We start from the raw sequence: 25,339 nt of genomic DNA, 5'->3' as shown, positions 1-25,339 counted from the left end.
CGCTAGAGATCGAGCGCCCAGCCGTCGCGTCCCTTCGGGTCGATCGGCTTGGTCGGGACATAGCGCACCGCGCCCGCCACGAGCCGCAGGATCGTCCAGTCGCCGCGCCGGTCGGTCTCGGCCAGCGTGCAGCCGCAGCCGGCAAACGCCGCGACGACATCGGCGCGCTGCGTGTCGAGCAAGCCCGCCAGGACGATCGTCGCGCCGGGCGCGGCGATTGCGGCGAGCTCGGGCGCCATCGACACCAAGGGGCCCGCCAGGATATTGGCGATCACCAGATCGTACGGCGCGCGTGCGGTGATCGTATCGTCGAGCGCACCGTCGGCGACGATCAGCGCGATGCCGTCGAGCGCGTTGAGCTCGGCATTCTCGCGCGTGACGATGATCGCGCGCGGGTCGATATCGGTCGCGACGATCTCGGCCGTCGGCCACAGATGCTGTGCGGCGAAGGCGAGCAGCCCGGTGCCGGTGCCGATATCGATGATCCGTGCGAACGACTGGTCGGCGAGCCGGTCGAGCATCGCGAGACATCCCGACGTGGTCGCATGGTGTCCGGTGCCGAACGCCTGCCCCGCCTCGATCAGGAAGGCGCGACCGCCTGCGGGGGCGGCGACGGGATGCGCGCTGGTATGGACGACGAAGCGACCCTCGGCGATCGGCTCGAGCCCGTCCTGGCTCAGCGTCACCCAATCCTCGTCGGGCAGTTCCTCGACCTGCGGCGCTCTCTCCCCCGCGCTCGGCGCGAGCAGGCGGATCGCGGCGATCGCCGCGGGCGTCGGCGCCACCTCGAGATAGGCGTCGAGCCGCCAATGCTCGCGATCGTCCTCCTCGAGTTCGGTCGTCATCAGCACCATGCCCACGACGATATCATCGGCGGCATCGATCGCCTCGGCCTCGGCGCGGGTGCAGGGGAGCGTCACTTTCCAGCTGGTCATCGCTGCGTCCTGCCCGCGCCGCCCGCCCCGCGCAAGCGGGCATCCCTTCTTCTCTCCGCGTCTCCGCGTGAACAAGAAATTGATTTCACGCGGAGACGCGGAGACGCGGAGAAGAAAGGGCGTAGCGTTACGCGGTTATTCGTGGCGGAGCGCGTCGATCGGGTTGAGTGCTGCCGCGCGGCGCGCGGGGAAATAGCCGAAGACGACGCCGATCACCGCCGAGATGCCGAACGCGATCAGGTTGATCTGCGGCACGAACAGGAAGTCGACCTTCATCACCGGCGCAAGGCCAAGGATCGCGAGTTGCGCGACGACGAGCCCGATCAACCCGCCGAGCATCGACAGCGCGATCGCCTCGACGAGGAACTGCATCAACACCTCGTTCGCGACCGCGCCGATCGCGAGGCGGATGCCGATCTCGCGCGTGCGCTCGGTCACCGAGACGAGCATGATGTTCATGATCCCGATCCCGCCGACGATCAGGCTGATCGCCGCCACCGCGGTGACGATCCCGGTCAGCAAGGTGGTCGATTGCGTCAGCGTCGCCGAGATTTGCGCTGTATCGAAGATGTTGAAATCGTCGTCCTTGCCGCCGGTGATGTTGCGGCGTTCGCGCAACAGATCCTCGATCGAGGATTGCACCGCCGCGCTCGAATAGGCCTGGTCGACGCCGACGAGCATCAGCTTGAGGTCGGTCGTGCCGGTGAAGCGGCGCTGCACCGTCTTCAGCGGCATGATGATGACATCGTCCTGATCGCCGCCGAAACCCGCCTGCCCGCGCTTCGACAACAAGCCGATTACGTCGCACGAAATCCCCGCGATGCGCAGCCGCGTGCCGAGCGGCGACGCGCCGCGATAGAGATTGTCGTTGACGGTATTGCCGATGATGCAGATCGATTTGCCTGCGGCTTCCTCCGCCGGGGTGAAAATGCGCCCCTCGGCGAGCGGCCACGGCTGGACCTGGAAATAGGCATTGGTCGTGCCGTTGACCGTGGTCGACCAGTTCGCGCCCTCGTAGATCGCGGTGCCGGTGGTGCCGGCCTGCGCCGCGACCGCGGTGACGCCGGCGATCTGGTCGCGGATCGCGGCGGGGTCGTCGGCCTTGAAGTCTGGCGGACGCGGTCCGCCGCCGCCGCGACCGAAACCCTGACCAGGGCGAATCTGGAGGATGTTGGTGCCGAGCGCGGCGATCGATTTCTGCACCGCCGCGGTCGTCGCCTGGCCGAGCGTCACCATCGTTACCACCGCTGCGACGCCGATGATGATGCCGAGCGTGGTGAGGAACGAACGCAGCTTGTGGCGCGCGATCGAACGCAGCGCGAGGAGGAGGGTCGTGCCGAACATTATGATTCCCCGCCCGCTTGCGGGAGAGGCGTGCCGGTGGGGCTATCGCTTGACGCACTGCCCTCCCCTAACCCCTCCCGCAAGCGGGAGGGGGATTCGTCGGGAGTCTCCCCCGGCCGATGCTGCGCCTCGACGCGCTCGACCAGCCCGTCCTTGAAATGGACGATGGTATGCGCGAACGCCGCCATGTCGGGTTCGTGCGTCACCATGATCACCGTGATCCCGCTGTCGCGATTGAGCCCCGACAGCAGCTCCATGATCTCGATCGACCGCTCCGAATCGAGGTTGCCGGTCGGTTCGTCCGCCAGCAGCACCGACGGCGCGGTGACGATCGCGCGCGCGATCGCGACGCGCTGCTGCTGCCCGCCCGACAGCTCGGCCGGCGTATGGTCCCACCAGTCGGCGAGCCCGACCTTGTCGAGCGCCGCCATCGCCAAAGCGCGCCGCTCCTTCTTCGCATCGCCGCGATACAGCAAGGGCAGCTCGACATTCTCGAGCGCGGTCGTGCGCGCGAGCAAATTAAACCCCTGGAACACGAAGCCGAGATACTTCCGCCGCAGCAACGCGCGCTGGTTGCGGTCGAGCGTCTCGACATGGACGCCCTTGAACACGAACGTCCCGCCGCTCGGCACGTCGAGACAGCCGAGGATGTTCATCGTGGTCGACTTGCCCGAGCCCGACGCCCCCATCACCGCGACGAAGTCGCCCTGCGCGATGTCGAGGTCGATACCCTTGAGCGCCTGGAACGCGGTCGCGCCCTCGCCGTACGTCTTGATGACCTGACGCAGCGCGATGATCGGTGCGCCCGCGGCGGGCACATATTGGCCAGCGACGTGGACGGCGGGGGCGTTACTGGCCACCGGCCTGCCCGCCCGACCGCTTGCGCTTGCCCGCCCCCGATGCGCTCGCGCCCGCCGCGAGCTGCCCGGTGATGACCTTGTCACCGGGCTTGAGATTGCCGCCGATCACTTCGGTCATCGCGCCGTTGCTTTCACCCGTGGTGATCTGCACCGGCTGCGGCGTGCCCTGCGCATCGGCGATATAGACCGTCTGCGATCCGCCGCGCTTGACCGTCTCGCCCTTGCCCGTGCCCGCGCCGCCACGCCGCGGACGGCCGGGGATCAGCGCGCCGGCAATGCCCTTGTTGGCGCTCGCGCCCGTGTCGGTCGGCTTGAAGCGCAACGCGGCATTGGGGACGAGCAGCACGTTGGTCTTGGCGGTCGTGGTGATGTCGGCAGTCGCGGTCATGCCCGGGCGCAATTGGAGATTGGCGTTACCGACGCTCAGCGTCGCGCTGTACGACACGACTTGCCCGGTCGTGGTCGTCGTCGTGGTCGTCGTGCTGGCTTGCGCCGACAGGTTCGATCCGAGGTCGACGCGCGTGATCGCCGCGGGGAAGGTCTTGCCCGGGAAGGCGTCGACCGTGAAGACCGCGCTCTGCCCTTCCTTGACCGATCCGACATCGGCTTCGTCGATCGCGACCTGCAGCTTCATCCGGCTGAGATCCTCGGCGATGACGAACAGCGTCGGCGTGCTGAACGAGGCGGCGACGGTCTGGCCCGGTTCGATCTGTCGCGCGAGCACGACGCCGTTGACGGGCGACCGGATCACCGTTTTCACGAGCTGCGTCGCGTTCGACGACAGCGTCGCGCGTGCCGAGGCGACATTGGCTTGCGCCGCCCGCACATTGGCGATCGCGCGGTTCCGGTCGGCGACCGCCTGGTCCATCTCGGTCTTGGCGGGGACGCGCCCGCCCGACAGGCGGCTGACCTCCTGGAAGCGCGCAAGCGTCGCATTCGACTGCGACAGCGTCGCCTGATTCTGCGCGACCGTCGCGACCGCGGCATCGAGCGCGGCCTGGCTTTGGTTGACCGTATCCTGGAAACGCGACGGATCGACCAATGCGAGCGGCTGCCCCTTGGTCACGCGGTCGTTGACGTCGACGACGACCTTGGTGACGAGCCCCGACAATTCCGAACCGACATTGACTTGGTTGGTCGGCGCGAGCTTGCCCGTTGCCGAGACGCTGACCGCCAATGCGCCGCGCGCGACGGTGTCGGTCGCATATTCGGGCTTGGCAGTGCCCCCGAAGCAGCTCTTGAGCAGGATCAGCAGCAACAGGACGCCGACGCCGACCGCAGCCCATTTCGCCCAGCGGCGCCAGGCGGGAACCGACTTGGCGCCGAGAAATTCGTTCAGATCGGTGCGCGCGGGATCGGCCATCTATCGTACCTGTGCGGGAGAGAGCGGGAGGGCGGTCGGATCGGCGGCACTGTCCCAGCCGCCGCCGAGCGCGAGATAGAGCTGGACGAGCGCCGTCGCCTGGTCGGACTGCGCCTGGCTCAGGCCATTGCGCGCGGTCAGCAAGCTCGCCTCCGACGTGTTGAGCGTGGTGAAATCGGTCAGCCCCGCGCGGTACTGCGTGCGCGACAGGATCGCGCTGTTGTTCGCGGCGTCGAGCGCGATCGCGAACTGGGCTGCACGGGCGCGCGCGCTGTCGAGCGCGACGACCGCGTTCTCGACATCCTCGAGCCCCGACAGCACGGTCGATTTGTACGCGGCGAACGAGCCCTCCGCCGCCGCCTCGCTCGCGCGGACCTGCGAGCGCAGCCGCCCGCCGTTGAAGATCGCCTGTGTCAGCCCGGCGAACACCTGGCCCGCAATGCTCTGGAACAGGTCGCCGATATGCGACGCATCGGTCGAGACGCTGCCGCTGATCGCGAGCGCCGGATAGAGCGCTGCCTTCGATATGCCGATCTGCGCCGTCGCCGCGGCAAGTGCGCGCTCCGCGGCGCGGACATCGGGGCGCTGGCGCAGCGTGTCGATCGGGATGCCGACCGCGACCGATGCCGGCCCCGTCGGGATCGGCCGCGCCGCCGCCAGCTCGGCCTTGAGCGCGCCAGGGGCCTGGCCGGTCAGCACGCCCAGTCGCGACACCGCAGCGTTGTAATTCTGCTCGATCGTCGGGATCGTCGCCGCGGTCGAGGCGCGCTGCGAACGCGCCTGCTCGGCATCGAGCGACGAGACGAGCCCAGCCTGGACGCGGAAGCCCGCGATCTGGAGGTTGTCGTCCTGCAACCGCAGCGAATCGCGCGCATTGGCGAGCTGCGCTTGATACAGCCGCGCGAGCATGTAGTTGCGCGCGGTCTCGGCCTGGGTCGACAGCACGACGCTGGCGTAATCATAGCCCGACGCCTGATATTGCGCGCGGCTCGCCTCGACCGTGCGGCGCACCTCGCCGAACAGCCCGACCTGATATTGCACGTCGAGCCCGAGCGACAGCGTGTCGCCCGATCCGCGCCCGGTGATGACCGTCGCGCCGCCGGGCAAGGTCGTCGTGCCGCCGCGGATACTTTGCGAGCGTGTATAGCCGCCCGATCCGCTCAGCGTCGGCAGCAATTGCGCGCGCGACTGGACCAGCGCTTCGCGCGCCTGGCGCAGCCGCGCGACGGCTTGGGCGATGTCGAGATTGTTGGTCCGCGCGCGCTCGACGATGCTCGCGAGCAGCGGATCGTTGAACTGCGTCCACCAGGCGGTGAGATCGGCGGCGGGGCGGCCGTCGCTCGGCACCGAATACACATCGGGCACGCCGAGCGTCGCGGGCGTGGCGGGGTGGTAATCCGGGCCAACCGTACACGCCGCCAGCGGTAGGGTGACGGCGAGCAGCAGGGAAAGGCGGTGACGCATGGTGTTCGTGTGGACTAGCACACCGTGCGAGGTCCACCGATTTATTGTCGCAACCTGTCGCGGTTCCGTCCTGACGCGATACGAAATGTCGGTATCGCGGATCGCATCAGCGCGAGACGCCGCCCACGGCTATTCCATCTCGAGGATCACCGCATCGACCGCGAGGCTGTCGCCGGGCGCAGCGTTGACCGATTTGACCGTACCCGCCTTCTCGGCGCGCAGGATATTTTCCATCTTCATGGCTTCCACCACCGCAAGCGGCTGCCCCGCCTCGACCTTGTCGCCGGCGCCGACATCGAGCCGCATCAGCAGGCCGGGCATCGGGCAGAGCAAGAACTTCGACAGATCGGGTGGGATCTTGGTGATCATGTGCTGCGCGTAGGGCGCGACATGCGCTGGGAGCACGCGCGCGACGTGGCTCGCGCCGCGCGTGGTGAGCTTGAAGCCGGTGCGGGTGCGCGAAATCTTGACGGTCAGCGGCGCATCGTCGAGCTCGGCGTCTACATAGCGGTCGCCCGGCGTATACTCGAGCGCGATGTCGAGATCGGCATCGTCGACGGTGATCCCATCGGTCGAGATCGACACGAGATGATCGCTGTCGCCGATCCGCACCGACCATTCCGACGGCGGCCGGAGTCGCTTGCCGAGCTGCCCGTCGATGCGGCGCGCGCGGTCGGCCTCGGCGGTCGCGGCGAAGGCGGCGATCGCGGCGAGCGCTTCGATCAACTCGGCATTGGCGGGGGCACCGTGGAAGCCGTCGGGATATTCCTCGGCGATGAAGCCGGTCGTGATGTTGCCCGAGCGGAAGCGCGGGTGCTGCATCAGCGCCGAAAGGAAATCGATGTTGTTGCCGGGGCCTTCGATCTCGAACGCGTCGAGCGCGGCGATCTGCTCGTCGATCGCTTCCTCGCGGGTCGGCGCCCAGGTGATCAGCTTGGCGATCATAGGGTCGTAGAACATGCTGACCTCGCCGCCCTCGCGGACGCCGTCATCGACGCGGGTATACGCTTCTTCTTGCCCCCCTCCCGCTTGCGGGAGGGGTTGGGGGAGGGGCGTGCCGGAGAGGTCCGCGCTCGCGGCACGCCCCTCCCCTAGCCCCTCCCGCAAGCGGGAGGGGGAAAGGTAGGGCGTCTCGCTGCTTTCGGGCGGATTGTACCGCACCAGCCGGCCAATGCTCGGCAGGAACCCGCGATACGGGTCCTCGGCATAGACGCGGTTCTCGATCGCCCAGCCGTTGAGGTGGACGTCGTCCTGCGAGAAGCCAAGCGGTTCCCCCGCCGCCACGCGGATCATCAGCTCGACCAGATCGAGCCCGGTCACCGCCTCGGTCACGGGATGCTCGACCTGCAGCCGGGTGTTCATCTCGAGGAAGTAGAAGCCTTCGCCGGTGGTATCGGCGCCCGACACGATCAACTCGACCGTCCCCGCCGAGAAATAGCCCACCGCGCGGGCGAGGGCTACCGTCTGCTCGCCCATGGCCTTGCGCATCTTCGGCGTGACGAACGGCGACGGCGCTTCCTCGACGACCTTCTGGTGGCGGCGCTGGATCGAGCATTCGCGCTCGCCGAGATAGACGATGTTGCCGTGCTGGTCGCCCATCACCTGGATCTCGATGTGGCGCGGGCTTTCGATGAACTTCTCGATGAACACGCGGTCGTCGCCGAACGACGCGAGCCCCTCGCGCTTGGTCGCCTCGAAGCCTTCGCGCACGTCCTGCTCGGAATAGGCGAGCCGCATCCCCTTGCCGCCGCCGCCAGCCGAGGCCTTCATCATCACCGGATAGCCGATCTCGCTGGCGATCCGCACCGCATCCTCAGTATCGGCGATCTCGCCGAGGAAGCCGGGGACGACGTTGACGCCCGCCGCCTTGGCGAGCTTCTTCGATTCGATCTTGTCGCCCATCGCGGCGATCGCTTTCGGGGGCGGGCCGACGAACGCGATCCCGGCATCCGCGCAGGCGCGCGCGAAGCTCTCGCGCTCGGACAGGAAGCCGTAGCCTGGGTGGATACAGTCGGCGCCGGTTTCCTTGGCGGCGAGCAGGATCAAGTCGGCGAGCAGATAGCTTTCGCCCGCAGGGGGCGGCCCGAGCCGGACGGCTTCGTCGGCCATCAGCACGTGCGGGGAGCGCGCGTCGGCGTCGGAATAGACCGCGACGGTGGCGATCCCCATCTTCTTGGCGGTGCGCATCACGCGGCAGGCGATTTCACCGCGATTGGCGACGAGGATCTTCTTGAACACGCTAACTTCTCCCCTCCCGCTTGCGGGAAGGACCAGAGGAAGGCCCGTCCGCAAGAGGTGAAACCTGGAGGGAGGATGGCCCCTCCCCCTAACCCCTCCCGTAACCGGGAAGGGAACTCGTCATCACTGGTACCAGATCATCGATTTCAGTTGCGCCGTCCGCGCTCGCGTCAGGTCGGTCCGGCACGCCGCCATCGTCATGCCTTGCGCCGATCCGCCGGCATATTGCCCGCCCTCGATGACGCACTGCGTATCGCGATACTTGAGCCAGGCGCGCTGGCTCTCGAGCAAGGCGCCCGCATAACCGAACCCGCCGCCGCGCGACGTGTCCTGCGCATCGCGGCCCTTCATATAGGCATAGGTCCGCTTCCACTGCGCGGTCATCGCGGCGTCGGCCTGCGCGTAGCTTGCACCCGTGCTGCGGTTCATCGCTGCCTGGGTCTGGATCGGCGCGGCGGTGAGAAGCAGCGCGATCAGCAGCACGTCTTTTCCTTCCGCATCGGTTCCTCGCCGACCATCGGGACGAGCCCGAGCTTCGCCAGCAGTGCGGCGTCCTTGTCGTCGCCGGCATTGCCCGTGGTGAGCAGCTTGTCGCCGGTGAAGATCGAGTTCGCGCCCGCCATGAAGCACAAAGCCTGCGTCGCCTCGGACATGCTCTCGCGCCCCGCCGACAGCCGCACCATGCTCAGCGGCATCGTGACGCGCGCGACCGCAACCGTGCGGACGAACTCGATGTCGTCGATCGCGGCGAGCGGCGTGTCGGCGAGCATGTTGCCGAGCACGGTGCCCTTGACCGGCACCAGCGCATTGACCGGCACGCTCTCGGGATGGCGCGGCAGCGTAGCGAGCGCATGGACGAAACCGACGCGATCGGCGCGCGTCTCGCCCATCCCGACGATCCCGCCGCAGCAGACATTGATGCCCGCCTCACGCACGTTCTCGAGCGTGTCGAGCCGGTCCTGGAAGGTCCGCGTCGTGATGACCTCGGCGTATTTTTCCGGCGAGGTGTCGATGTTGTGGTTGTAGTAATCGAGCCCCGCTTCGGCGAGCTGCTCGGCCTGGGCGGGCGTCAGCATGCCGAGCGTCATGCAGGTCTCCATCCCCATCTGGCGGACGCCCTGCACCATCTCGATGATCGCGGGCATGTCCTTGTCCTTGGGGTTGCGCCAGGCGGCGCCCATGCAGAAGCGCTGGCTCCCCGCGTCGCGTGCCTGCGCGGCGGATTGCAGCACGGCGCGGACGTCCATCAGCTTGCTCGCCTTGAGCTCGGTCTCGGCCGAGGCGGACTGGTTGCAATAGCCGCAATCCTCGGGGCAGCCGCCGGTCTTGATCGACAAGAGCGTGCAGAGCTGCACCTGCCCCGCAGCGTGGTGTGCGCGGTGCGTGGTCTGGGCGCGGAACATCAGTTCGTCGAAGGGGAGATCGAACAAAGCGGCGATCTCGGCGCGGGTCCAGTCGGTTCGCACTTCGTCACCCCGGACCTGTTCCGCCTCAGCTTGCAAGGTCGGCGCGTGTGGGGCGGTGGACCCCGGAACAAGTCCGGGGTGACGGAGCGTATCTACAGTCATTTCACATCTTCCTCGACCGGCGGCATGTTGTGCCCCAGCAACCGCAACACTTCGCCCGCCGCCTCGACCAGATTGGTCCCGGGCCCGAAAATCCCCTGCACGCCGGCGTCGCGCAACACTTGATAATCCTGCGCCGGGATCACCCCGCCCGCGATCACCTTGATGTCGCCGCGTCCGGCCTCGCGCAGATGCCCGATCAGCTCTGGGATCAGCGTCTTGTGCCCCGCCGCGAGCGACGATGCGCCGACCACGTCGACATCGCTTTCGATCGCGAGCTTGGCGGCTTCGGACGGCGTCTGGAACAACGGCCCCGGCACCACGTCGAACCCGAGGTCGCCAAACGCCGACGACACGAGGTTCGCGCCGCGGTCATGCCCGTCCTGCCCCATCTTGGCGACGAGCATGCGCGGACGGCGGCCGTTGCGCGTCTCGAGCGAGACGACGCCTTCCTTGAGCCCCTGCCAGGCCGCGTCGAACTCGTGCGCGCCGCCGTAAATGCCCGACACCGGGGTGGGGACTGTGTCGTAGCGGCCGAAGATATCCTCCATGGCGGAGGAAATCTCGCCGAGCGTCGCGCGCTGGCGGGCGCATTCGACCGCGATCGCGAGCACATTGGTCGTACCGCGCGCGCCTTCGCGCAACGCGTCGAGCGCCGCCGTGCATTTCGCCTCGTCGCGCCCAGCCTTCGACCGCGCGATCCGCGCGATCTGCGATTCGCGCACCGCGACATTGTCGACGTCGAGAATGTCGATCGGGTCCTGCTCGGCGAGCTTGTACTTGTTGACGCCGACGATGACGTCCTCGCCCTTGTCGACGCGCGCCGCGCGGCCGGCCGAGGCTTCCTCGATCATCGCCTTGGGCCAGCCCGCCGCGACCGCCTGCGCCATACCGCCCTCGGCCTCGACGCGCTGGATGATCTCCCACGCCTTGTCGACCAGCTCCTCGGTCAGCGCCTCGATGTAATAAGAACCACCGAGCGGATCGACGACCTTGGTCATCCCCGTCTCTTCCTGCAGCACGATCTGCGTGTTGCGCGCGATCCGCGCCGAGAAATCGGTCGGCAGCGCGATCGCCTCGTCGAGCGCATTGGTGTGGAGACTTTGCGTCCCCCCCAGCATCGCCGCCATCGCCTCGACCGTGGTGCGGATGACGTTGTTGTACGGATCCTGCTCGGTCAGCGACACGCCGCTCGTCTGGCAATGCGTGCGCAGCATCTTCGAGCGCTCGTCCTTGGCGCCAAGATCGGTCATCACGCGGTGCCACAGTTTGCGCGCGGCGCGCAGCTTGGCGACTTCCATGAAAAAGTTCATGCCGATCGCGAAGAAGAACGACAGCCGCCCGGCAAACGCGTCGAGATCGAGCCCCGATGCCATCGCCGCCTTGGCGTACTCGCGCCCGTCGGCGATCGTGAACGCCAGCTCCTGCAGCTGCGTCGCGCCCGCTTCCTGCATGTGATAGCCGGAAATCGAGATCGAATTGAACTTGGGCATATGCGCCGAGGTGTAGGCGATGATGTCCGAGATGATCCGCATGCTCGGCTCGGGCGGGTAGATGTAGGTGTTGCGGACCATGAACTCCTTGAGGATGTCGTTCTGGATGGTCCCGTCGAGAAGCGCCTGAGGCACGCCCTGCTCCTCGCCCGCGACGATGAAGAAGGCGAGGATCGGGATCACCGCGCCGTTCATCGTCATCGAGACCGACATCTTGTCGAGCGGAATGCCGTCGAACAGGATCTTCATGTCGTCGATCGTATCGATCGCCACGCCCGCCTTGCCGACATCGCCGGTGACGCGCGGATGGTCTGAGTCATACCCGCGATGCGTCGCCAGATCGAACGCGACCGACAGCCCCTTTTGCCCAGCCGCCAGGTTGCGGCGGTAGAAGGCGTTCGAAGCCTCGGCGGTCGAGAAGCCGGCATATTGCCGGATCGTCCACGGCCGCCCCGCATACATCGACGCGCGCACCCCGCGCGTAAAGGGCGCGAAGCCCGGCAGGCCGGGATCGATCCCCTCGACATCGGCCGCGGTATACAGCGGCTTGACCGCAATTCCCTCGGGCGTCTGCCAGGTCAGGTCGCGACCTTTGACTTCCTTGGCAGCAGCCGCCTGCCAGTCGCTCAGCGTTGGTTTGTCGGTCATAATGGGATGTTGTCGTGCTTTTTCCACGGGTTTTCGAGCGCCTTGCCGCGCAGCTTGCGCAAGCCAAGCGCGATGCGGCGGCGCGTCGAGTGCGGCTGGATCACCTCGTCGATGAACCCCTTGCTCGCCGCGACGAACGGGTTGGCGAAGCGCGCCTCGTACTGCGCGGTCTGCTCGGCGATCTCCTCGGGCGAGCGGCCGCGGAAGATGATCTCGACCGCACCCTTCGCGCCCATCACCGCGATCTCGGCGGTCGGCCAGGCATAATTGAGGTCGCCGCGCAGATGCTTCGACGCCATCACGTCATACGCGCCGCCGTAAGCTTTCCGCGTAATCACCGTGATCTTCGGCACGGTCGCCTCGGCATAGGCGAACAGCAGCTTGGCGCCATGCTTGATGATGCCGTTCAATTCCTGCGCGGTGCCCGGCAGGAAGCCCGGCACATCGACGAAGGTGACGATCGGGATCTCGAACGCGTCGCAGAAGCGCACGAAGCGCGCCGCCTTCTTCGACGAATTGATGTCGAGGCAGCCGGCGAGCACCATCGGCTGGTTGGCGACGAAACCGACGGTGCGTCCCTCGATCCGCCCGAACCCGATGATGATATTGCCGGCATGCGTCGGCTGGACCTCGAAGAAATCGCCCTCGTCGACCGTCTTCCGGATCAGCTCGTGCATGTCGTACGGCTGGTTGGCGCTGGCCGGCACCAACTGGTCGAGGCTGTGCTCGATCCGGTCCCACGGGTCCGACGATGGCCGTTCGGGCGACGCTTCGCGGTTCGAGGCGGGAAGGAAATCCACGAAGTCGCGGGCCGCGAGCAGCGCCTCGATATCGTTCTCGAAGGCCACGTCGGCGACCCCCGACTTCGTGGTATGCGTCACCGCTCCACCCAGTTCCTCCTGCGTGACGATCTCGTTGGTAACGGTCTTCACTACATCTGGGCCGGTGACGAACATGTAGGAACTATCCTTCACCATGAAGATGAAGTCGGTCATCGCCGGGGAATAGACGGCACCCCCGGCGCATGGCCCCATGATGAGAGAGATTTGCGGCACGACGCCGCTCGCCAGCACATTGCGCTGGAACACTTCGGCATAGCCGCCGAGCGATGCGACGCCCTCCTGGATGCGCGCGCCGCCGCTGTCGTTGAGCCCGATCACCGGCGCGCCGACCTTGAGCGCCATGTCCATGATCTTGCAGATCTTCTGCGCATGACGCTCGCTGAGCGAACCGCCGAACACGGTGAAATCCTGCGAGAAGACGAACACCAGCCGGCCGTTGATCGTGCCCGACCCCGTGACGACGCCGTCGCCCGGGATGATCTGGTCCTGCATTCCGAAATCGACGCAATTATGCTCGACATACATGTCGAGCTCCTCGAACGAGCCCTCGTCGAGCAGGACATTGAGCCGCTCGCGCGCGGTCAGCTTGCCCTTGGCGTGTTGCGCGGCGATGCGCTTTTCACCGCCACCCATGCGGGCGGCTTCGCGCTTGCGGTCCAGTTCGGCGAGGGTCGAAGACATGCGCACTCCCTTAGGTCGCGCTCGTCTTGCCGCTCTGCGCGCACTATGCAAATGTGGTTTTGCAAATACGCGTGTGGAAACTTCACAATGCCCGTTCCCCAATCGCGCCGATCGTTCGACGGCTACCGTGTCCGCGCGGTGCGCAAGCAGCTCGGCTTGAGCCAGGCCGAGATGGCGCGGGCACTCGCCATCTCGGTGTCGTATCTGTCGCAGATCGAGAGCGGCGACCGGCCGATCACGGGCAACGTGCTGGCAGCGCTCGCGACGCACTATCCGCATGACTGGTCGGCGATCGACCCGAGCGAGACCGAGACGCTGCTGTCGGATGTGATCGACGCCTGCTCGGACCCGAGCGTCGGCGACGTCGTTGGTGATCTCAGCGATATCGAACGCGTCATCCGCCAGCACCCGTTGATCGCGCGCCGCCTCGCCGCGCTCTATGCGACGCAGCGCGCAAATCTCGCGCAATTGCGCGCGCTCGACGATCAGGTCGGCGCCGAGGGCAGCGCACGCCGCCTGCCGTGGGAAGAAGTGCGCGACTGGTTTCACGCGCAGCAGAACTACATCGACGAGATCGACCGCGCCGCCGAGCGGATCGCCGCCGAATTCGCCGACGGCCCGGCGCTGCAGCAGATCGAGGCGCGGCTGCTCGACCGGTTCGGCGTGCGCGTCGCGCCGATCGCAAAGGGCGACACCGCGATCCGCGCGTTCGATCCGGCGGGCGTGCTGCATGTCGATCCGTCGCAGCCGGCGGAGAGCATCCTGTTCTCGGTCGCGTATCAGCTCGCGCGGCTCGAATTCGGCGATCTCGTCGCGAGCATCGCCGCGCGCGGATCGCAGACGAGCGTCGGACGCCAACTGCTCGGCGCGGGCATCACCAATTACGCCGCCGGGGCATTGCTGATGCCGTATCTCGCCTTCCGCCAGGCCGCGCGCGAATGTCGCCACGATGTCGACCAGCTCCGGCTCCAGTTCGGGACGAGCTTCGAGCAAACCTGCCACCGCCTCTCGACGCTCCAGCGCCCTGGCGCGCTCGGCATCCCCGTCTTCTTCTGCCGCGTCGACATGGCCGGCAACATCACCAAGCGGCATTCGGCGACACGACTCGAATTTGCGCGCTTCGGCGGGGCCTGTCCGCTCTGGGTGGTGCACGAAGCCGTGGCGATCCCCGATCGCATCCTCGTCCAGCTCGCCGAAACGCCCGACAGCGTGCGCTACGTCTCGATGGCGAAGGGGCTCGTCAAACCGTCGAACAGCTACACGCGAGCCCCGCGCCGCTACGCCGTCGCGCTCGGCTGCGAGGAGCGGTACGCGTCGGCCTTCGTCTATGCCGATGGCTTGCGCACCGACAGCGGCGCGACGCCGATCGGCAGCTCGTGCCGCGTCTGCCCGCGCGCCGATTGCGACCAGCGCGCCTTCCCGCCGGCCGCGAGCGACTTGCACATCGATCCCGACCGGCGCGGGCGGATCCCCTACGAGCTCCGCACCACGCCGTAGCGGTGGGGGCGACAGCCCCGATCGCCGCGCCGTTCCCGCGTCACGCGACGGTGCCGATTACTCGAAGGTGCGCGCCAGATCGGCAGGGACGTCCGCCTTGGGATCGTTGCCGAAGCGGTTCGGGCCCGGCGTGCCGGCGGTGCAATACCAGACGAACACGAGGATGCTGCAGACCAGCGCGGCAAGCCCGGCGACGCCTGCCAGAATCATCACGCCCATGTTTCCCGACGCCGCGTTGCCCGCCACAGCGAAGATCGCGACGAATACCGGGACCATCGGCAGCAGGATGTACCAGCCGCTGCGGTCGATGTCGTGCATCCGCCGCACCGCGACCGCGATGTTGGGCAGCAGCACCGCAAGCGAGAAGATATTGCTGAGGATCCCGCCGCGCAGATTGCCCGCCGCAGCGACGCTACCCGGCACTGCACTCGTCGTGCCGGTGGCCTGTCCGCCAAGCCCGAGCGCTGCATCGATGAAGCTGAGCACGATGCCGACGATCACCTGGAACAGGATCCACATCCAATATTCCTTGCGGCGCGAGCGGCCATTGAAGTGCGCGTAGCGCTTCAACGGCAAGATCATCCATTCCATCGTCTGTCCCCTGGCGCGGGCTGCGCATGCTCATAGTGTTGCGGCCAAACATTGCGGGAGCAAGTCCTTCAATTACGCGGCGCTTGCCGGCGATAGCTTAACGCCTCGGCGACGTGCAGCCGCCCGACCTGCTCGGCCCCGGCGAGATCGGCGATCGTCCGCGCGACGCGCAGGATGCGCGTATAGCCCCGCGCCGACAGCCGCATCGCCGCCGATGCCTGCGCCAGCAACGCGCGCCCGGACTCGTCGGGCGTCGCGACCGCATCGAGCAATTCGCCATCGGCCTCGGCATTGGTGCGCACCGGGTGATCGGCGTAGCGCAGCGTCTGGACGCCGCGCGCCGTCGCAACGCGCGCCGCGACCTCGGCCGAACCTTCGGCAGGCGGCGGCAGCACGAGATCCGCCGCGCTCACCGCCGGCACTTCGACATGCAAATCGATCCGGTCGAGTAGCGGGCCCGACACCTTCGCCTGGTAATCCGCGGCACAGCGCGGCGCGCGCGAGCACGCCAAAGCGGCATCGCCGAGATGCCCGCAGCGGCACGGATTCATCGCCGCGATCAACTGGACGCGCGCCGGGAAAGTGACGTGCGCGTTGGCGCGCGCGACGCTGACCGTTCCGGTCTCGAGCGGCTGGCGCAGCGAATCGAGCACCGCGCGCTGGAACTCGGGCAGTTCGTCGAGGAACAACACGCCGAGATGCGCGAGGCTGACCTCGCCCGGCTTGACCTTCAATCCACCGCCGACCAGCGCCGCCATCGACGCCGAATGATGCGGCGCGCGGTACGGCCGCGACCGAGTCAGGCGCCCGCCAGTCAGCGTGCCCGCGACGCTTGCCACCATCGACACTTCGAGCGCCTCGGCCGGATCAAGCGGCGGCAGGATGCCGGGCAGGCACGACGCCATCAGCGACTTGCCCGACCCCGGCGGGCCGACCATCAGCAGATTGTGCCCGCCAGCCGCCGCGATCTCGAGCGCGCGCTTGGCGGTTTCCTGTCCCTTGACCTGGCGCAAATCGGGTCCGGCAAGCGCCGCCTCGACCGTGCCCGGCTGCGGTGCACCGAGCAGGCCGTACCCCTTGAAATGGTTGATCAGCGACAGAATGTCGGGCGCGGCGAGCACCGCCTGCCCCGCCCATGCTGCCTCGGCGCCCTGCGCTGCCGGGCAGATCAGCCCGAGCCCACGCTCGGAGGCATGCAGCGCCGCGAGCAACACCCCCGGCGACGGCGCAATCCGTGCGTCGAGGCTCAGTTCGCCGACGACGAGATAGTCGCTCAGCGTCTCGGCATCGACCACGCCCATCGCGGCGAGCAACCCGAGCGCGATCGGCAAGTCGAAATGCGATCCTTCCTTGGGCAAGTCGGCGGGCGAGAGATTGACCACGATCCGCTTGGGCGGCAGCGCCAGCCCCATCGCCGCGATCGCGCCGCGCACGCGCTCGCGACTCTCGCCGACCGCTTTGTCGCCAAGCCCGACGACATAGAAGCCCGGCAATCCGGGAATGAGTTGCACCTGGACCTCGACGGCACGCGCCTCGAGCCCGAGATACGCCACCGTCGACACGCTCGCGACCATCCCCACCCCTCAGCAAGTGCTGACAGCATAACGTCTTTTGCCCGTGACGATAGCGGGCGTGCTGGCGTGGCGCGATCGCGCCTTGCCGAACAGGCCCGCGCGACCCACATCGGACGACAATGAAGCCGCAACGCCACCCGATGCTCCGTACGCTGTGGTTTTCCACGGGCGTCGTCCTGGTGATTCTCTCGCCGCTGGTCGGCGCGATTCCCGGGCCGGGCGGCATTTTCGTGTTCGCCGCAGGCCTTGCGCTGATGTTGCAGAATTCGCACCGCACTAAGCGGATATTTGTCGACACCAAACGTCGCTGGCCAGCGCTCGGCCATTATGCCGACATGGGGCTGCGCCGCAAAAGCGCGGCGCGCCGCCGTGCGCGCGACAAGGCGGTGATGCCCGAGGGTCCGCCGCCGACCTTACGCCAGCGCCTCGCCGAGATTCTCGCCCCGCCGTCGAACGATCGCCCGCGTTGACTTTGCGCAGGTCGGTCGTTAAGCGCAGCCCACCAAGGCCGTCCTCGTGGCGGCCGTTTTCTATTTAGACGTGCCCCGGGCAGAATTTTAGGGAATGAACGATGAAGCGGACCTTTCAGCCGAGCAATCTGGTGCGCGCACGCCGCCACGGGTTCCGCTCGCGCATGGCGACGCCAGGCGGCCGCAACGTGATTCGCGCGCGCCGCAACCGCGGCCGCAAGAAGCTGTCGGCCTAAGCGACCCCGTCGGCGGAGCCGACATACGGACATTGCAGATTCGCCGCGATTTTCTCGCGGCGAATGCTGGCAAGCGAGCGCCGATGCCGGGCTTTGTCCTGCAGGTGCGCGCCCGCGACGACGGATCGAGCGACATGCGTGTCGGCTTCACCGTAACCAAGAAAATCGGCAATGCCGTGGTGCGGAACCGGATGAAACGCCGGTTGCGCGCTTTGGCGCGTGATGTGCTCCCCGATTCGGGCGTGCGCGGGGCCGACCATGTGCTGATCGGCCGCAATGGCGGGATCGAGCGCGATTATGCCGTGCTCCGCGCCGAGCTGATCAAGGCGCTGGCGAAGGTGGCGCGGTGAGCCCCACGCCCGCCACTGCCACCCCGGCCTTGTGCCGGGGCCCACTTCGCACCCCGCGCAACGCCCGGATTGCATGGGATGCGCGAGCCGCCCGGTGGACCCCGGCACAAGGCCGGGGTGACCGATGGGCGATTCGCGCCGGAGCGCAGCCATGCTGACCCGCCTGCTCGTGCTGCTCGTCCGAGGCTGGCAGATCGGCCCTTCGGCGATCCTTCCGCCTACCTGCCGCTATCAGCCAAGCTGTTCCGCCTATGCAATCACCGCCTTACGTCGCTATGGCGCGGTGAAAGGTGGGTGGTTGGCGGCCAAGCGAATCGCGCGATGCCATCCCTGGGGCGGGTTCGGCCCCGATCCCGTGCCCTGAAGACTCCCGCGAGTGACGAACGGATAACGCCAGCGTGAAACAAGACACCCGCAATTTCATCCTGTTCGCGGTGCTCGCCGCGATCATCCTGTTCGGCGGCAATTTCCTGTCGGCGCGCTTCTTCCCGCGCGCGGCGAACCCGCCTGCCACCAAGCTGGTCGACGGCAAGAGCCAGGTCGTCGCCACGCCGACCGGCCCTGCCGCGACGGGTGCCGCGGCCGTGCGCGATCTCAAGATCGTCCAGGCCGAGAGCCCGCGCGTGCCGATCCGCACCGCCGACCTCCAAGGCTCGATCAACCTCAAGGGCGCGCGGATCGATGATCTGACGCTGACCAAGTACAAGCAGACGATCGACAAGAATTCGCCGCCGATCCGCTTGCTGTCGCCGCGCGGTACCAAGGATGCCTATTTCGCGGGCTTCGGCTGGAATGGCGACGGCGTCAGCGTCCCCAACGGCGACACGGTCTTCACCGCGAGCGGTGGTGCGCTAACCCCCACCACGCCGGTCACGCTGCGCTGGGCGAACGGCAAGGGCCAGGTCTTCGCACTCACCTTCGCGATCGACGACAAATACATGTTCACGGTACGCCAGAGCGTCGGCAATGCCGGCCCCGCGGCCGTAGCGCTGCGCCCCTATGCGCTCGTCTCGCGCTCGGGCGTCGGCACCGAGCCCGACACCTGGACCAATCACATCGGCCCGATCGGCGTGTTCGACAAAGGCGCGACCTACGACATCACCTTCGACAATCTGAAGGGCAAGGACGCGACCTTCATGGGCCGCATCTGGGGCAGCAATGCCAAGGCCGGCGACAACTTCTTCGACGCAAAGGGCGGCTGGCTCGGCTTTGGCGACAAATATTTCCTCGCCGCCGTGATCCCCGACCCCAAGGCGCAGGTCCATGCCGGCTTCCACGCCGCCAATGGCGACACCTTCCAGGGCGATTTCACACAGGCGCCGCGCGTCATCGCGCCGGGCAAGGCGCTCGTCTCGACCGCGAAGTTCTTTGCAGGTGCGAAGGAAACCAACACGCTCGACCGCTATGAGGATCGCCTCGGCATCCAGCATTTCGGCAAGGCGATCGACTGGGGCTGGTTCGAGGTCGTCGAAAAGCCGATCTTCAAATATCTCGACTGGCTGTTCCGCATGATCGGCAATTTCGGTGTTGCGATCATCCTGCTCACCGTCACGATCCGCACGCTGATCTTCCCGGTCGCGCAGCGCCAGTTCGCCTCGATGGCCGCGATGAAGGCGATCCAGCCGAAGATGAAGGCGATCCAGGAGAAGCATAAGGACGACAAGGCGCGTGCGCAGCAGGAAGTGATGGCGCTGTACAAGGCCGAGAAGGTCAACCCGCTCGCGGGCTGCCTGCCGACGCTGATCCAGATCCCGATCATGTATTCGCTGTACAAGGTGTTGCTGCTGACGATCGAAATGCGCCACCAGCCGTTCGTCGGCTGGATCCACGATCTGTCGGCGCCCGACCCGGCGACGATCCTCAATGCGTTCGGATATTTGCCGTACCATCTGCCGCCCTTCCTCGCGATCGGCATCGTGCCGGTGCTGCTCGGCATCTCGATGTTCTTCCAGTTCAAGTTGAACCCGGCGCCGATGGACGACGCGCAGAAGCAGGTGTTCGCGATCATGCCGTGGGTGCTGATGTTCGTGATGGCGCCGTTCGCGGTCGGCCTGCAGGTCTATTGGATCACCTCGAACCTGTGGACCGTCGCGCAGCAGCGCCTGCTGTACGCGCGGCACCCGGGCCTCAAAGAGCCGGCGGTGAAGAAGTGAGCTTCGAACCAGAAGATATCGAGATTGCGCGCAAGCTCTTCGCCGGGCCGATCGCGTTCCTCAAATCCGCGCCGACGCTCGAGTTTATCCCCGAGCCGACGGTCAACGAAGTCGCCTTCGCTGGCCGCTCGAACGTCGGCAAGTCGTCGCTGCTCAACGCGCTGACCAACCGCAACTCGCTCGCGCGCACCTCGAACACGCCGGGCCGCACGCAGGAGCTGAACTTCTTCGACGTCGGCAATCCGCTGGCGTTCCGCCTCGTCGACATGCCCGGCTATGGCTATGCCAAGGCGCCGAAGGACCTGGTCAAGAAGTGGCGCTTCATGGTCAACGATTTCCTGCGCGGGCGCGACGTGCTCAAGCGCGCGCTGGTGCTGATCGACGCGCGCCACGGCATCAAGGAGGTCGATCGCGACATCCTCGAGATGCTCGACAAGGCGGCGGTGAGCTACCGCATGGTCATCACCAAGGCCGACAAGATCAAGGCGTCGGAGCTGGTCGAGGTGACCGAGGCGACCGCGGTCGAAGCGCGCAAGCGCCCGGCAGCGCATCCCGAGATCCTAGTGACGTCGAGCGAGACCGGGCTCGGCATCCCCGAACTGCGCGCAGCGGTAATCGAGGCGGTACGCTGAGACTTGCGCGCGTCGGTCCATCGACCGACGCGGTTCAAACCTCGACGTAGGTTGCCGCTACCTCGACCGAAAAGTTTACCGACCGCGCGATGAAGCAGTGCGCGTGGATCTGCGCGTGGATCGCATCCGCCATCGTCAGGTCACTCCCCGCCGCGACCTCGATCCGAGGCCGCAGCACTGCCTTGACGAAGCACCCGGTGCCGTCGGGCGCGCTCTCGCCCATGCCGAGCGGATCGTCGCTATAGCCGGTCACCACCACGCCGGCGACGCTCGCCAGGTGCAGGTACCACAGCATGTGGCACCCCGCTAAGCTAGCCAGCAACAGGTCCTCGGGGTTGGGCAACGCCGGATCGCCGCCGAGCCGCGGATCGTTCGAGCACGCCACCACCGCCCCACCGGGCGTCGCGATGTCCCACGTCCGGTCGTAACCGCGATAGGTGGAGGTCCCCGCCCCGCGGTTGCCCGTCCAGGCGATTCGCGCGGTGAAATCGTGTTGTGTCATGCCTTACCCTCCACCAGCGCCACGAACGGTTTGGCGAGCCCGTGATACAGCCGCTCACGGCACACCAATGTGCTCGCCGCATCGGCGATCAGCGCGGTCGCGAACAGCGGCAGGATCAGCCCGCGCGCCGCGGTCGCCTCCATCACGATGATCACCGCGGTCAGCGGCGCGCGCACCACGCCGACGAAATAGGCGGTCATGCCAAGCAGCACGACCGCACCCGCCGGCTCACCCGCAAACAGCCCGGTCAGCAGATTGCCGAACCCCGCCCCCACCGCGAGCGACGGCGCGAAGATGCCGCCCGGCGCGCCGCTGAGCGTCGTGGCGAGCGCTGCGAGGAACTTAGCCGGCCCGAACCAGTCCGACTGGCCAAGCCCTTCGACCAAGGCGCGCGTCGCGCCATAGCCAGTGCCCCACGTCGCGCCCCCGGTGACAATCCCGAGCAGCGCGACAACCAACCCGCATCCGCCAGCGAACAGGATCGGATGCGCCCGCGCCGCCGCGATCGGCCGCCAGCGCGCGCCCGCAAAACCGAGCACCAGCCGCGAGAACAGCCCGCCCGCAGCACCGCCGAGCACGCCTGCAACCGGGGTGACGAGCAAGACCGCCGACACTCCCAGCGTCTCGTGCATCACCCCGAAATAGACATAGTCGCCCGCAATCCCGAGGCTTACCAGGCCCGCGATCATCACCGCCCCCATCACCAGCACCGCGACACGCTGTTCGTAAGCGGCCGCAAGCTCCTCGATCGCGAAGGCAACCCCGGCGAGCGGCGTGTTGAACGCCGCCGCGACGCCCGCTGCGCCGCCCGCGATCAGCACGCCCGAGGTGATCGGCACGCGCAGATAGCGGTGGACCTTGACCATGATCGCCGCGCTGATCTGCACCGTCGGCCCCTCGCGCCCGACCGACGCGCCGCCGAGCAGCATCACGATCGTCAGCACGAGCTTGACGCACGCCGTCCACAGCGAGACGAGCGCGTTGCTCGGCGGCGTATCGGGCGCGCGGCTGGCGGCAATCACCTGCGGAATGCCCGATCCGCGGGCATAGGGCGCGGTACGGCGCGTCACCCACACGACCAGCGCGAACACCGCCGGGGTCAAAGCGAGCGGCGCATACGGGAAGCGCGCGACCAACACGCCGAAAACCGCCTGCGCGCGGTCGCTCGCCCCGGCAAACAGCAACGCGACCAGCCCGAGCAGTACCGCGCCGACACCGGTCGCCAGCCGCCGCCGCAACCGACCGATTTGCATCCCGGCCTGGCGCGCACCGCGTCGGCGCCACACGATCGAGACGAGGCGGACGGCATAAGGCGCATTGCGATTCATGCCCGCGCTCATGCGCGATTGCGGCGCTGGACACCACCCGCGGATGCGGTTGCGCGGCGTTCCGCGCTCGCTTAGGCAGGGGCCATGAAACTCATCATCGGCAACAAGGCCTATTCCTCCTGGTCGCTGCGCGGCTGGCTCGCGTGCAAGCAATCGGGCCTGCTGTTCGAAGAAGCCGTCGTCCCGCTCTACGACGCCGAGTGGGACAAGCGCCGCGAAGGCGACGAATTCGCCCCCTCCTCGGGCAAGGTGCCGATCCTGTGGGATGGCGACGCCGTGGTGTGGGACAGCCTCGCGATCGTCGAATACCTCGCCGAGAAGACCTCGCGCGACCTGTTCTGGCCGGCCGATGACGCCGCGCGCGCGATGGCGCGGTCGATGGCGGCGGAGATGCATTCGAGCTTCACCGCGCTGCGCCGCAAGCACAGCATGAACGTCCGCCAGATCTTCCCGCCCGCCCAGCCCGACGCCGACGTGCTCGCCGATCTCGAGCGGATCATGGAGCTGTGGGCACAGGCGCGCGCGCGCTTCGGCGGCGAGGGCGATTTCCTGTTCGGCGCGTTCGGCGCGGCCGACATCATGTACGCGCCCGTGGTGACGCGGATCGTCACCTACAGCCTGCCGATCGCGCGCTTCGCCGCGCCCTATATGGAGGCGGTGCTCCACCACCCGTTTATGCAGGACTGGATCGCGAGCGCGCAGGAAGAGGAATGGGTGATCGAGCAATTCGAGCAGCCGGCGCCGACGGCCTGACACCCCAAATCCGTTCGGGCTGCGCCTGTCGAAGCCCTGCTCTTAGCACGCTGAACGCCAGCCTGCTGCGAGGTGCCCTTCGACAGGCTCAGGGCGAACGGCACATGGTTCAGCCTGGGTAGAAGCGACGCTACGGCACGCGCTCAGTCGGATACGGCGTCCCGTCCTTCCGCTCGTAACGGCCGGGCAGGAAGCGCATGTCGATATCGGGATACTCCCCGCCCTGCAGCCGCGGCCCCGCGCCGATCGCGACATAGACGCACGGCACGTCGCTGCGGTTCTGCAGATGGTGCCCGTCCGCGACCCCGGCCGCGAACGTCGCGACGTCGCCCGTACGCAGGAGCGTCTCGCCGCCGTCCTCGACCAGCACCGCCTCGCCCGACAGCATCACGACCAGTTCGTCCTCATCGGCATGCCAGTGCCGCTGCGACGACCAGCCGCCGGGTTCGAGCGTGACATGGCTCGCCCCGAAATGCGTCAGCCCAGCAGGCGGCGCGAGCCGGCGGTACCAGCGCCCCTGCACCGGCGTATCGAACGGCGGCGGATAGCCCGTCGCGTTGGTTTGCGGGATTGTATCGAGGTCAAGCTTGGGCAATGTCGCCTCCATGGATAGCACCTCGAACCTGCCCGATTGCGTCACCCTCGCCAAGGCGCTGCTCGCTTGCGAGAGCGTGACCCCGGCGCGGGGCACCGTGTTCGACGTGGTCGAAGCCGCGCTGGTGCCGCTCGGCTTCACGGTCGATCGCTTCACCCTCGGAGAAGCCCCCGACGGCCCGGTCGAGAACCTGCTTGCGACGCGCGGCGGCACTGGCGCGCATCTCGCCTTTGCCGGGCATCTCGATGTCGTGCCCCCCGGCGAGGGCTGGACGAGCGGCGCGTTCGCGCCCGAGATCCGCGGCGACCTGCTCTACGGCCGCGGTGCGGTCGACATGAAGGGCGCGATCGCCGCCTTCATCGCCGCGATCCCGGCCGAGCCGACCGCCCCGCTCAGCTTGATCCTGACCGGCGACGAGGAAGGCCCCGCCACCTACGGCACGCGCAGCCTGATCGAGCGGATGGCGGAAACGGGCGTCCGCCCCGATTTCTGCCTCGTCGGCGAACCGACCTCGTCGGCAAAGCTCGGCGACATGGTCAAGATCGGCCGCCGTGGCTCGGTCAATCTGTGGATCGCGGTGCCGGGCAAGCAGGGCCATGTCGCCTACCCCCACCTCGCCGACAATCCGATCCCGCGGCTGATCGCGATACTCGCCGAGATCGACGCCATCGTGCTCGACACGGGCAATGCCTGGTTCCAGCCGTCGAACATCGAAGTCACCGACATCACCGTCGGCAACCCGGCCACCAACATCATCCCGGCCAAGGCGAGCGCGCGGCTCAGCATCCGCTTCAACGACGAGCAGCGCGGGGGCGCTCTGGTCGAGCGGATCGAAGCGCTCGTCCATCGGCATGATCCCGCCGCGATCGTCACCGCGCGGATATCGGGCGAAGCCTTCCTCACCGCGCCGGGCGCGTTCTCCGCGCTGATCGGCGCCGCGATCGAAGCGCAGACCGGTTTCGCGCCCGCGCTGTCGACCACGGGCGGGACGTCCGATGCGCGTTTCCTCTCGGCGCTGTGCCCGACGGTCGAATTCGGGCTGGTCAACGCAACGATGCACAAGCTCGACGAAGCCGTCGCGCTCGCCGACATGACCGCGCTCACCGCGATCTATGCCGAGATCATCGCGCGGGTCACACAGCTTTAACCGAGTCCAAATCATCGAGCTTCGGTGCGACTCGTGGATATTCCTACGTTTTCGTGGACGCGAGTCGGCAGATGCGAT

The 25,339-nt window shown here is 67.4% G+C and carries 24 protein-coding genes; 9 read left to right on the top strand and 15 right to left on the bottom strand.

The window, feature by feature from the left end:
- Positions 1-2: 2 nt before the first annotated feature.
- The 10 genes from ACP7C5_RS09610 to ACP7C5_RS09565 all read right to left on the bottom strand — a co-directional run bounded on the left by ACP7C5_RS09610 (position 3) and on the right by ACP7C5_RS09565 (position 13,433).
- Entirely contained in the window at positions 3-935 is a 933-nt protein-coding gene (locus tag ACP7C5_RS09610; RefSeq protein WP_426264069.1) for a 50S ribosomal protein L11 methyltransferase, read from the bottom strand.
- A gap of 135 nt (positions 936-1,070) precedes the next feature.
- Entirely contained in the window at positions 1,071-2,279 is a 1,209-nt protein-coding gene (locus tag ACP7C5_RS09605) for an ABC transporter permease (protein WP_133186434.1), read from the bottom strand.
- Complete coding sequence (locus ACP7C5_RS09600) at positions 2,279-3,139, bottom strand: ABC transporter ATP-binding protein (RefSeq protein WP_426264068.1); 861 nt, start codon at positions 3,137-3,139, stop codon at positions 2,279-2,281. The genes ACP7C5_RS09605 and ACP7C5_RS09600 overlap by 1 nt, the downstream gene beginning before the upstream one ends.
- Positions 3,129-4,502: an efflux RND transporter periplasmic adaptor subunit gene (locus ACP7C5_RS09595; RefSeq protein WP_426264067.1), complete on the bottom strand. Its 1,374-nt coding sequence runs from the start codon at positions 4,500-4,502 to the stop codon at positions 3,129-3,131. The genes ACP7C5_RS09600 and ACP7C5_RS09595 overlap by 11 nt, the downstream gene beginning before the upstream one ends.
- The gene (locus ACP7C5_RS09590) at positions 4,503-5,966 is read right to left on the bottom strand and encodes an efflux transporter outer membrane subunit (protein ID WP_426264066.1); all 1,464 of its coding nucleotides are present in this window, start codon (positions 5,964-5,966) and stop codon (positions 4,503-4,505) included. It lies immediately after the preceding gene.
- A gap of 129 nt (positions 5,967-6,095) precedes the next feature.
- A complete protein-coding gene (locus ACP7C5_RS09585) occupies positions 6,096-8,153 on the bottom strand; it encodes a biotin carboxylase N-terminal domain-containing protein (RefSeq protein ID WP_426264276.1) in 2,058 nt (685 codons plus the stop codon).
- A 174-nt stretch (positions 8,154-8,327) separates the two neighbouring features.
- Positions 8,328-8,687: a lysozyme inhibitor LprI family protein gene (locus ACP7C5_RS09580; RefSeq protein WP_426264065.1), complete on the bottom strand. Its 360-nt coding sequence runs from the start codon at positions 8,685-8,687 to the stop codon at positions 8,328-8,330.
- Entirely contained in the window at positions 8,678-9,772 is a 1,095-nt protein-coding gene (bioB, locus tag ACP7C5_RS09575; protein ID WP_426264064.1) for a biotin synthase BioB, read from the bottom strand. The genes ACP7C5_RS09580 and bioB overlap by 10 nt, the downstream gene beginning before the upstream one ends.
- Positions 9,769-11,910 carry a methylmalonyl-CoA mutase gene (gene scpA, locus ACP7C5_RS09570; protein ID WP_426264063.1) on the bottom strand — a complete coding sequence of 714 codons (2,142 nt, stop codon included), beginning with the start codon at positions 11,908-11,910 and terminating at the stop codon, positions 9,769-9,771. Before scpA ends, bioB begins: the two co-directional genes overlap by 4 nt.
- Complete coding sequence (locus ACP7C5_RS09565; RefSeq protein WP_426264062.1) at positions 11,907-13,433, bottom strand: acyl-CoA carboxylase subunit beta; 1,527 nt, start codon at positions 13,431-13,433, stop codon at positions 11,907-11,909. Before ACP7C5_RS09565 ends, scpA begins: the two co-directional genes overlap by 4 nt.
- An 87-nt stretch (positions 13,434-13,520) precedes the next feature.
- Here ACP7C5_RS09565 and ACP7C5_RS09560 point away from each other — a divergent pair, with 87 nt between their 5' ends.
- Positions 13,521-14,930 (top strand): helix-turn-helix domain-containing protein, encoded by a 1,410-nt coding sequence (locus ACP7C5_RS09560; RefSeq protein WP_426264061.1) that lies wholly within the window; start codon positions 13,521-13,523, stop codon positions 14,928-14,930.
- 57 nt (positions 14,931-14,987) lie between these two features.
- Here the strand turns inward: ACP7C5_RS09560 and ACP7C5_RS09555 are convergent, their stop codons facing one another.
- Together ACP7C5_RS09555 and ACP7C5_RS09550 are read right to left on the bottom strand one after the other, a co-directional pair.
- Positions 14,988-15,521: a DUF805 domain-containing protein gene (locus tag ACP7C5_RS09555; protein WP_426264060.1), complete on the bottom strand. Its 534-nt coding sequence runs from the start codon at positions 15,519-15,521 to the stop codon at positions 14,988-14,990.
- A gap of 68 nt (positions 15,522-15,589) precedes the next feature.
- The gene (locus ACP7C5_RS09550) at positions 15,590-17,095 is read right to left on the bottom strand and encodes a YifB family Mg chelatase-like AAA ATPase (protein ID WP_426264059.1); all 1,506 of its coding nucleotides are present in this window, start codon (positions 17,093-17,095) and stop codon (positions 15,590-15,592) included.
- A gap of 140 nt (positions 17,096-17,235) precedes the next feature.
- Between ACP7C5_RS09550 and ACP7C5_RS09545 the strand changes: the two genes are divergently transcribed.
- From ACP7C5_RS09545 to yihA, 6 genes are all read left to right on the top strand, one after another.
- On the top strand, positions 17,236-17,565 hold the full coding sequence (locus ACP7C5_RS09545; protein ID WP_426264058.1) for a hypothetical protein: 330 nt from the start codon (positions 17,236-17,238) through the stop codon (positions 17,563-17,565).
- A gap of 101 nt (positions 17,566-17,666) precedes the next feature.
- Positions 17,667-17,801, top strand: coding sequence for a 50S ribosomal protein L34 (gene rpmH, locus ACP7C5_RS09540; protein ID WP_010162954.1), 135 nt, complete (start codon positions 17,667-17,669; stop codon positions 17,799-17,801).
- An 83-nt stretch (positions 17,802-17,884) separates the two neighbouring features.
- On the top strand, positions 17,885-18,151 hold the full coding sequence (gene rnpA / locus ACP7C5_RS09535; RefSeq protein ID WP_229839307.1) for a ribonuclease P protein component: 267 nt from the start codon (positions 17,885-17,887) through the stop codon (positions 18,149-18,151).
- A gap of 151 nt (positions 18,152-18,302) precedes the next feature.
- Positions 18,303-18,515: a membrane protein insertion efficiency factor YidD gene (gene yidD, locus ACP7C5_RS09530; RefSeq protein WP_322162526.1), complete on the top strand. Its 213-nt coding sequence runs from the start codon at positions 18,303-18,305 to the stop codon at positions 18,513-18,515.
- A gap of 34 nt (positions 18,516-18,549) precedes the next feature.
- A complete protein-coding gene (gene yidC / locus ACP7C5_RS09525; RefSeq protein WP_426264057.1) occupies positions 18,550-20,304 on the top strand; it encodes a membrane protein insertase YidC in 1,755 nt (584 codons plus the stop codon).
- Entirely contained in the window at positions 20,301-20,936 is a 636-nt protein-coding gene (yihA, locus tag ACP7C5_RS09520; protein WP_133186406.1) for a ribosome biogenesis GTP-binding protein YihA/YsxC, read from the top strand. The genes yidC and yihA overlap by 4 nt, the downstream gene beginning before the upstream one ends.
- A gap of 34 nt (positions 20,937-20,970) precedes the next feature.
- On the opposite strand, the gene ACP7C5_RS09515 is transcribed toward yihA, so the two are convergent.
- Positions 20,971-21,438, bottom strand: a complete 468-nt coding sequence (locus ACP7C5_RS09515; RefSeq protein ID WP_426264056.1) for an OsmC family protein — start codon at positions 21,436-21,438, stop codon at positions 20,971-20,973.
- Positions 21,435-22,778, bottom strand: a complete 1,344-nt coding sequence (locus ACP7C5_RS09510) for a chloride channel protein (protein WP_426264055.1) — start codon at positions 22,776-22,778, stop codon at positions 21,435-21,437. The genes ACP7C5_RS09515 and ACP7C5_RS09510 overlap by 4 nt, the downstream gene beginning before the upstream one ends.
- Before the next feature lie 72 nt (positions 22,779-22,850).
- On the opposite strand from ACP7C5_RS09510, the gene ACP7C5_RS09505 reads away from it, so the two are divergent.
- Positions 22,851-23,519, top strand: a complete 669-nt coding sequence (locus tag ACP7C5_RS09505; protein ID WP_426264054.1) for a glutathione S-transferase family protein — start codon at positions 22,851-22,853, stop codon at positions 23,517-23,519.
- A 130-nt stretch (positions 23,520-23,649) separates the two neighbouring features.
- On the opposite strand, the gene ACP7C5_RS09500 is transcribed toward ACP7C5_RS09505, so the two are convergent.
- Positions 23,650-24,114, bottom strand: a complete 465-nt coding sequence (locus tag ACP7C5_RS09500; protein WP_426264053.1) for a cupin domain-containing protein — start codon at positions 24,112-24,114, stop codon at positions 23,650-23,652.
- Between the two features lie 10 nt (positions 24,115-24,124).
- On the opposite strand from ACP7C5_RS09500, the gene dapE reads away from it, so the two are divergent.
- Entirely contained in the window at positions 24,125-25,261 is a 1,137-nt protein-coding gene (dapE, locus tag ACP7C5_RS09495) for a succinyl-diaminopimelate desuccinylase (RefSeq protein WP_426264052.1), read from the top strand.
- Positions 25,262-25,339 lie beyond the last annotated feature (78 nt).

It is taken from the genome of Sphingomonas sp. PWP1-2 (genome assembly GCF_049898305.1).
Classification (GTDB): Bacteria; Pseudomonadota; Alphaproteobacteria; order Sphingomonadales; family Sphingomonadaceae; genus Sphingomonas; species Sphingomonas glacialis.
Note: the sequence above shows the minus strand (reverse complement) of the source record. Positions and strands in the feature narration are given on the sequence as shown.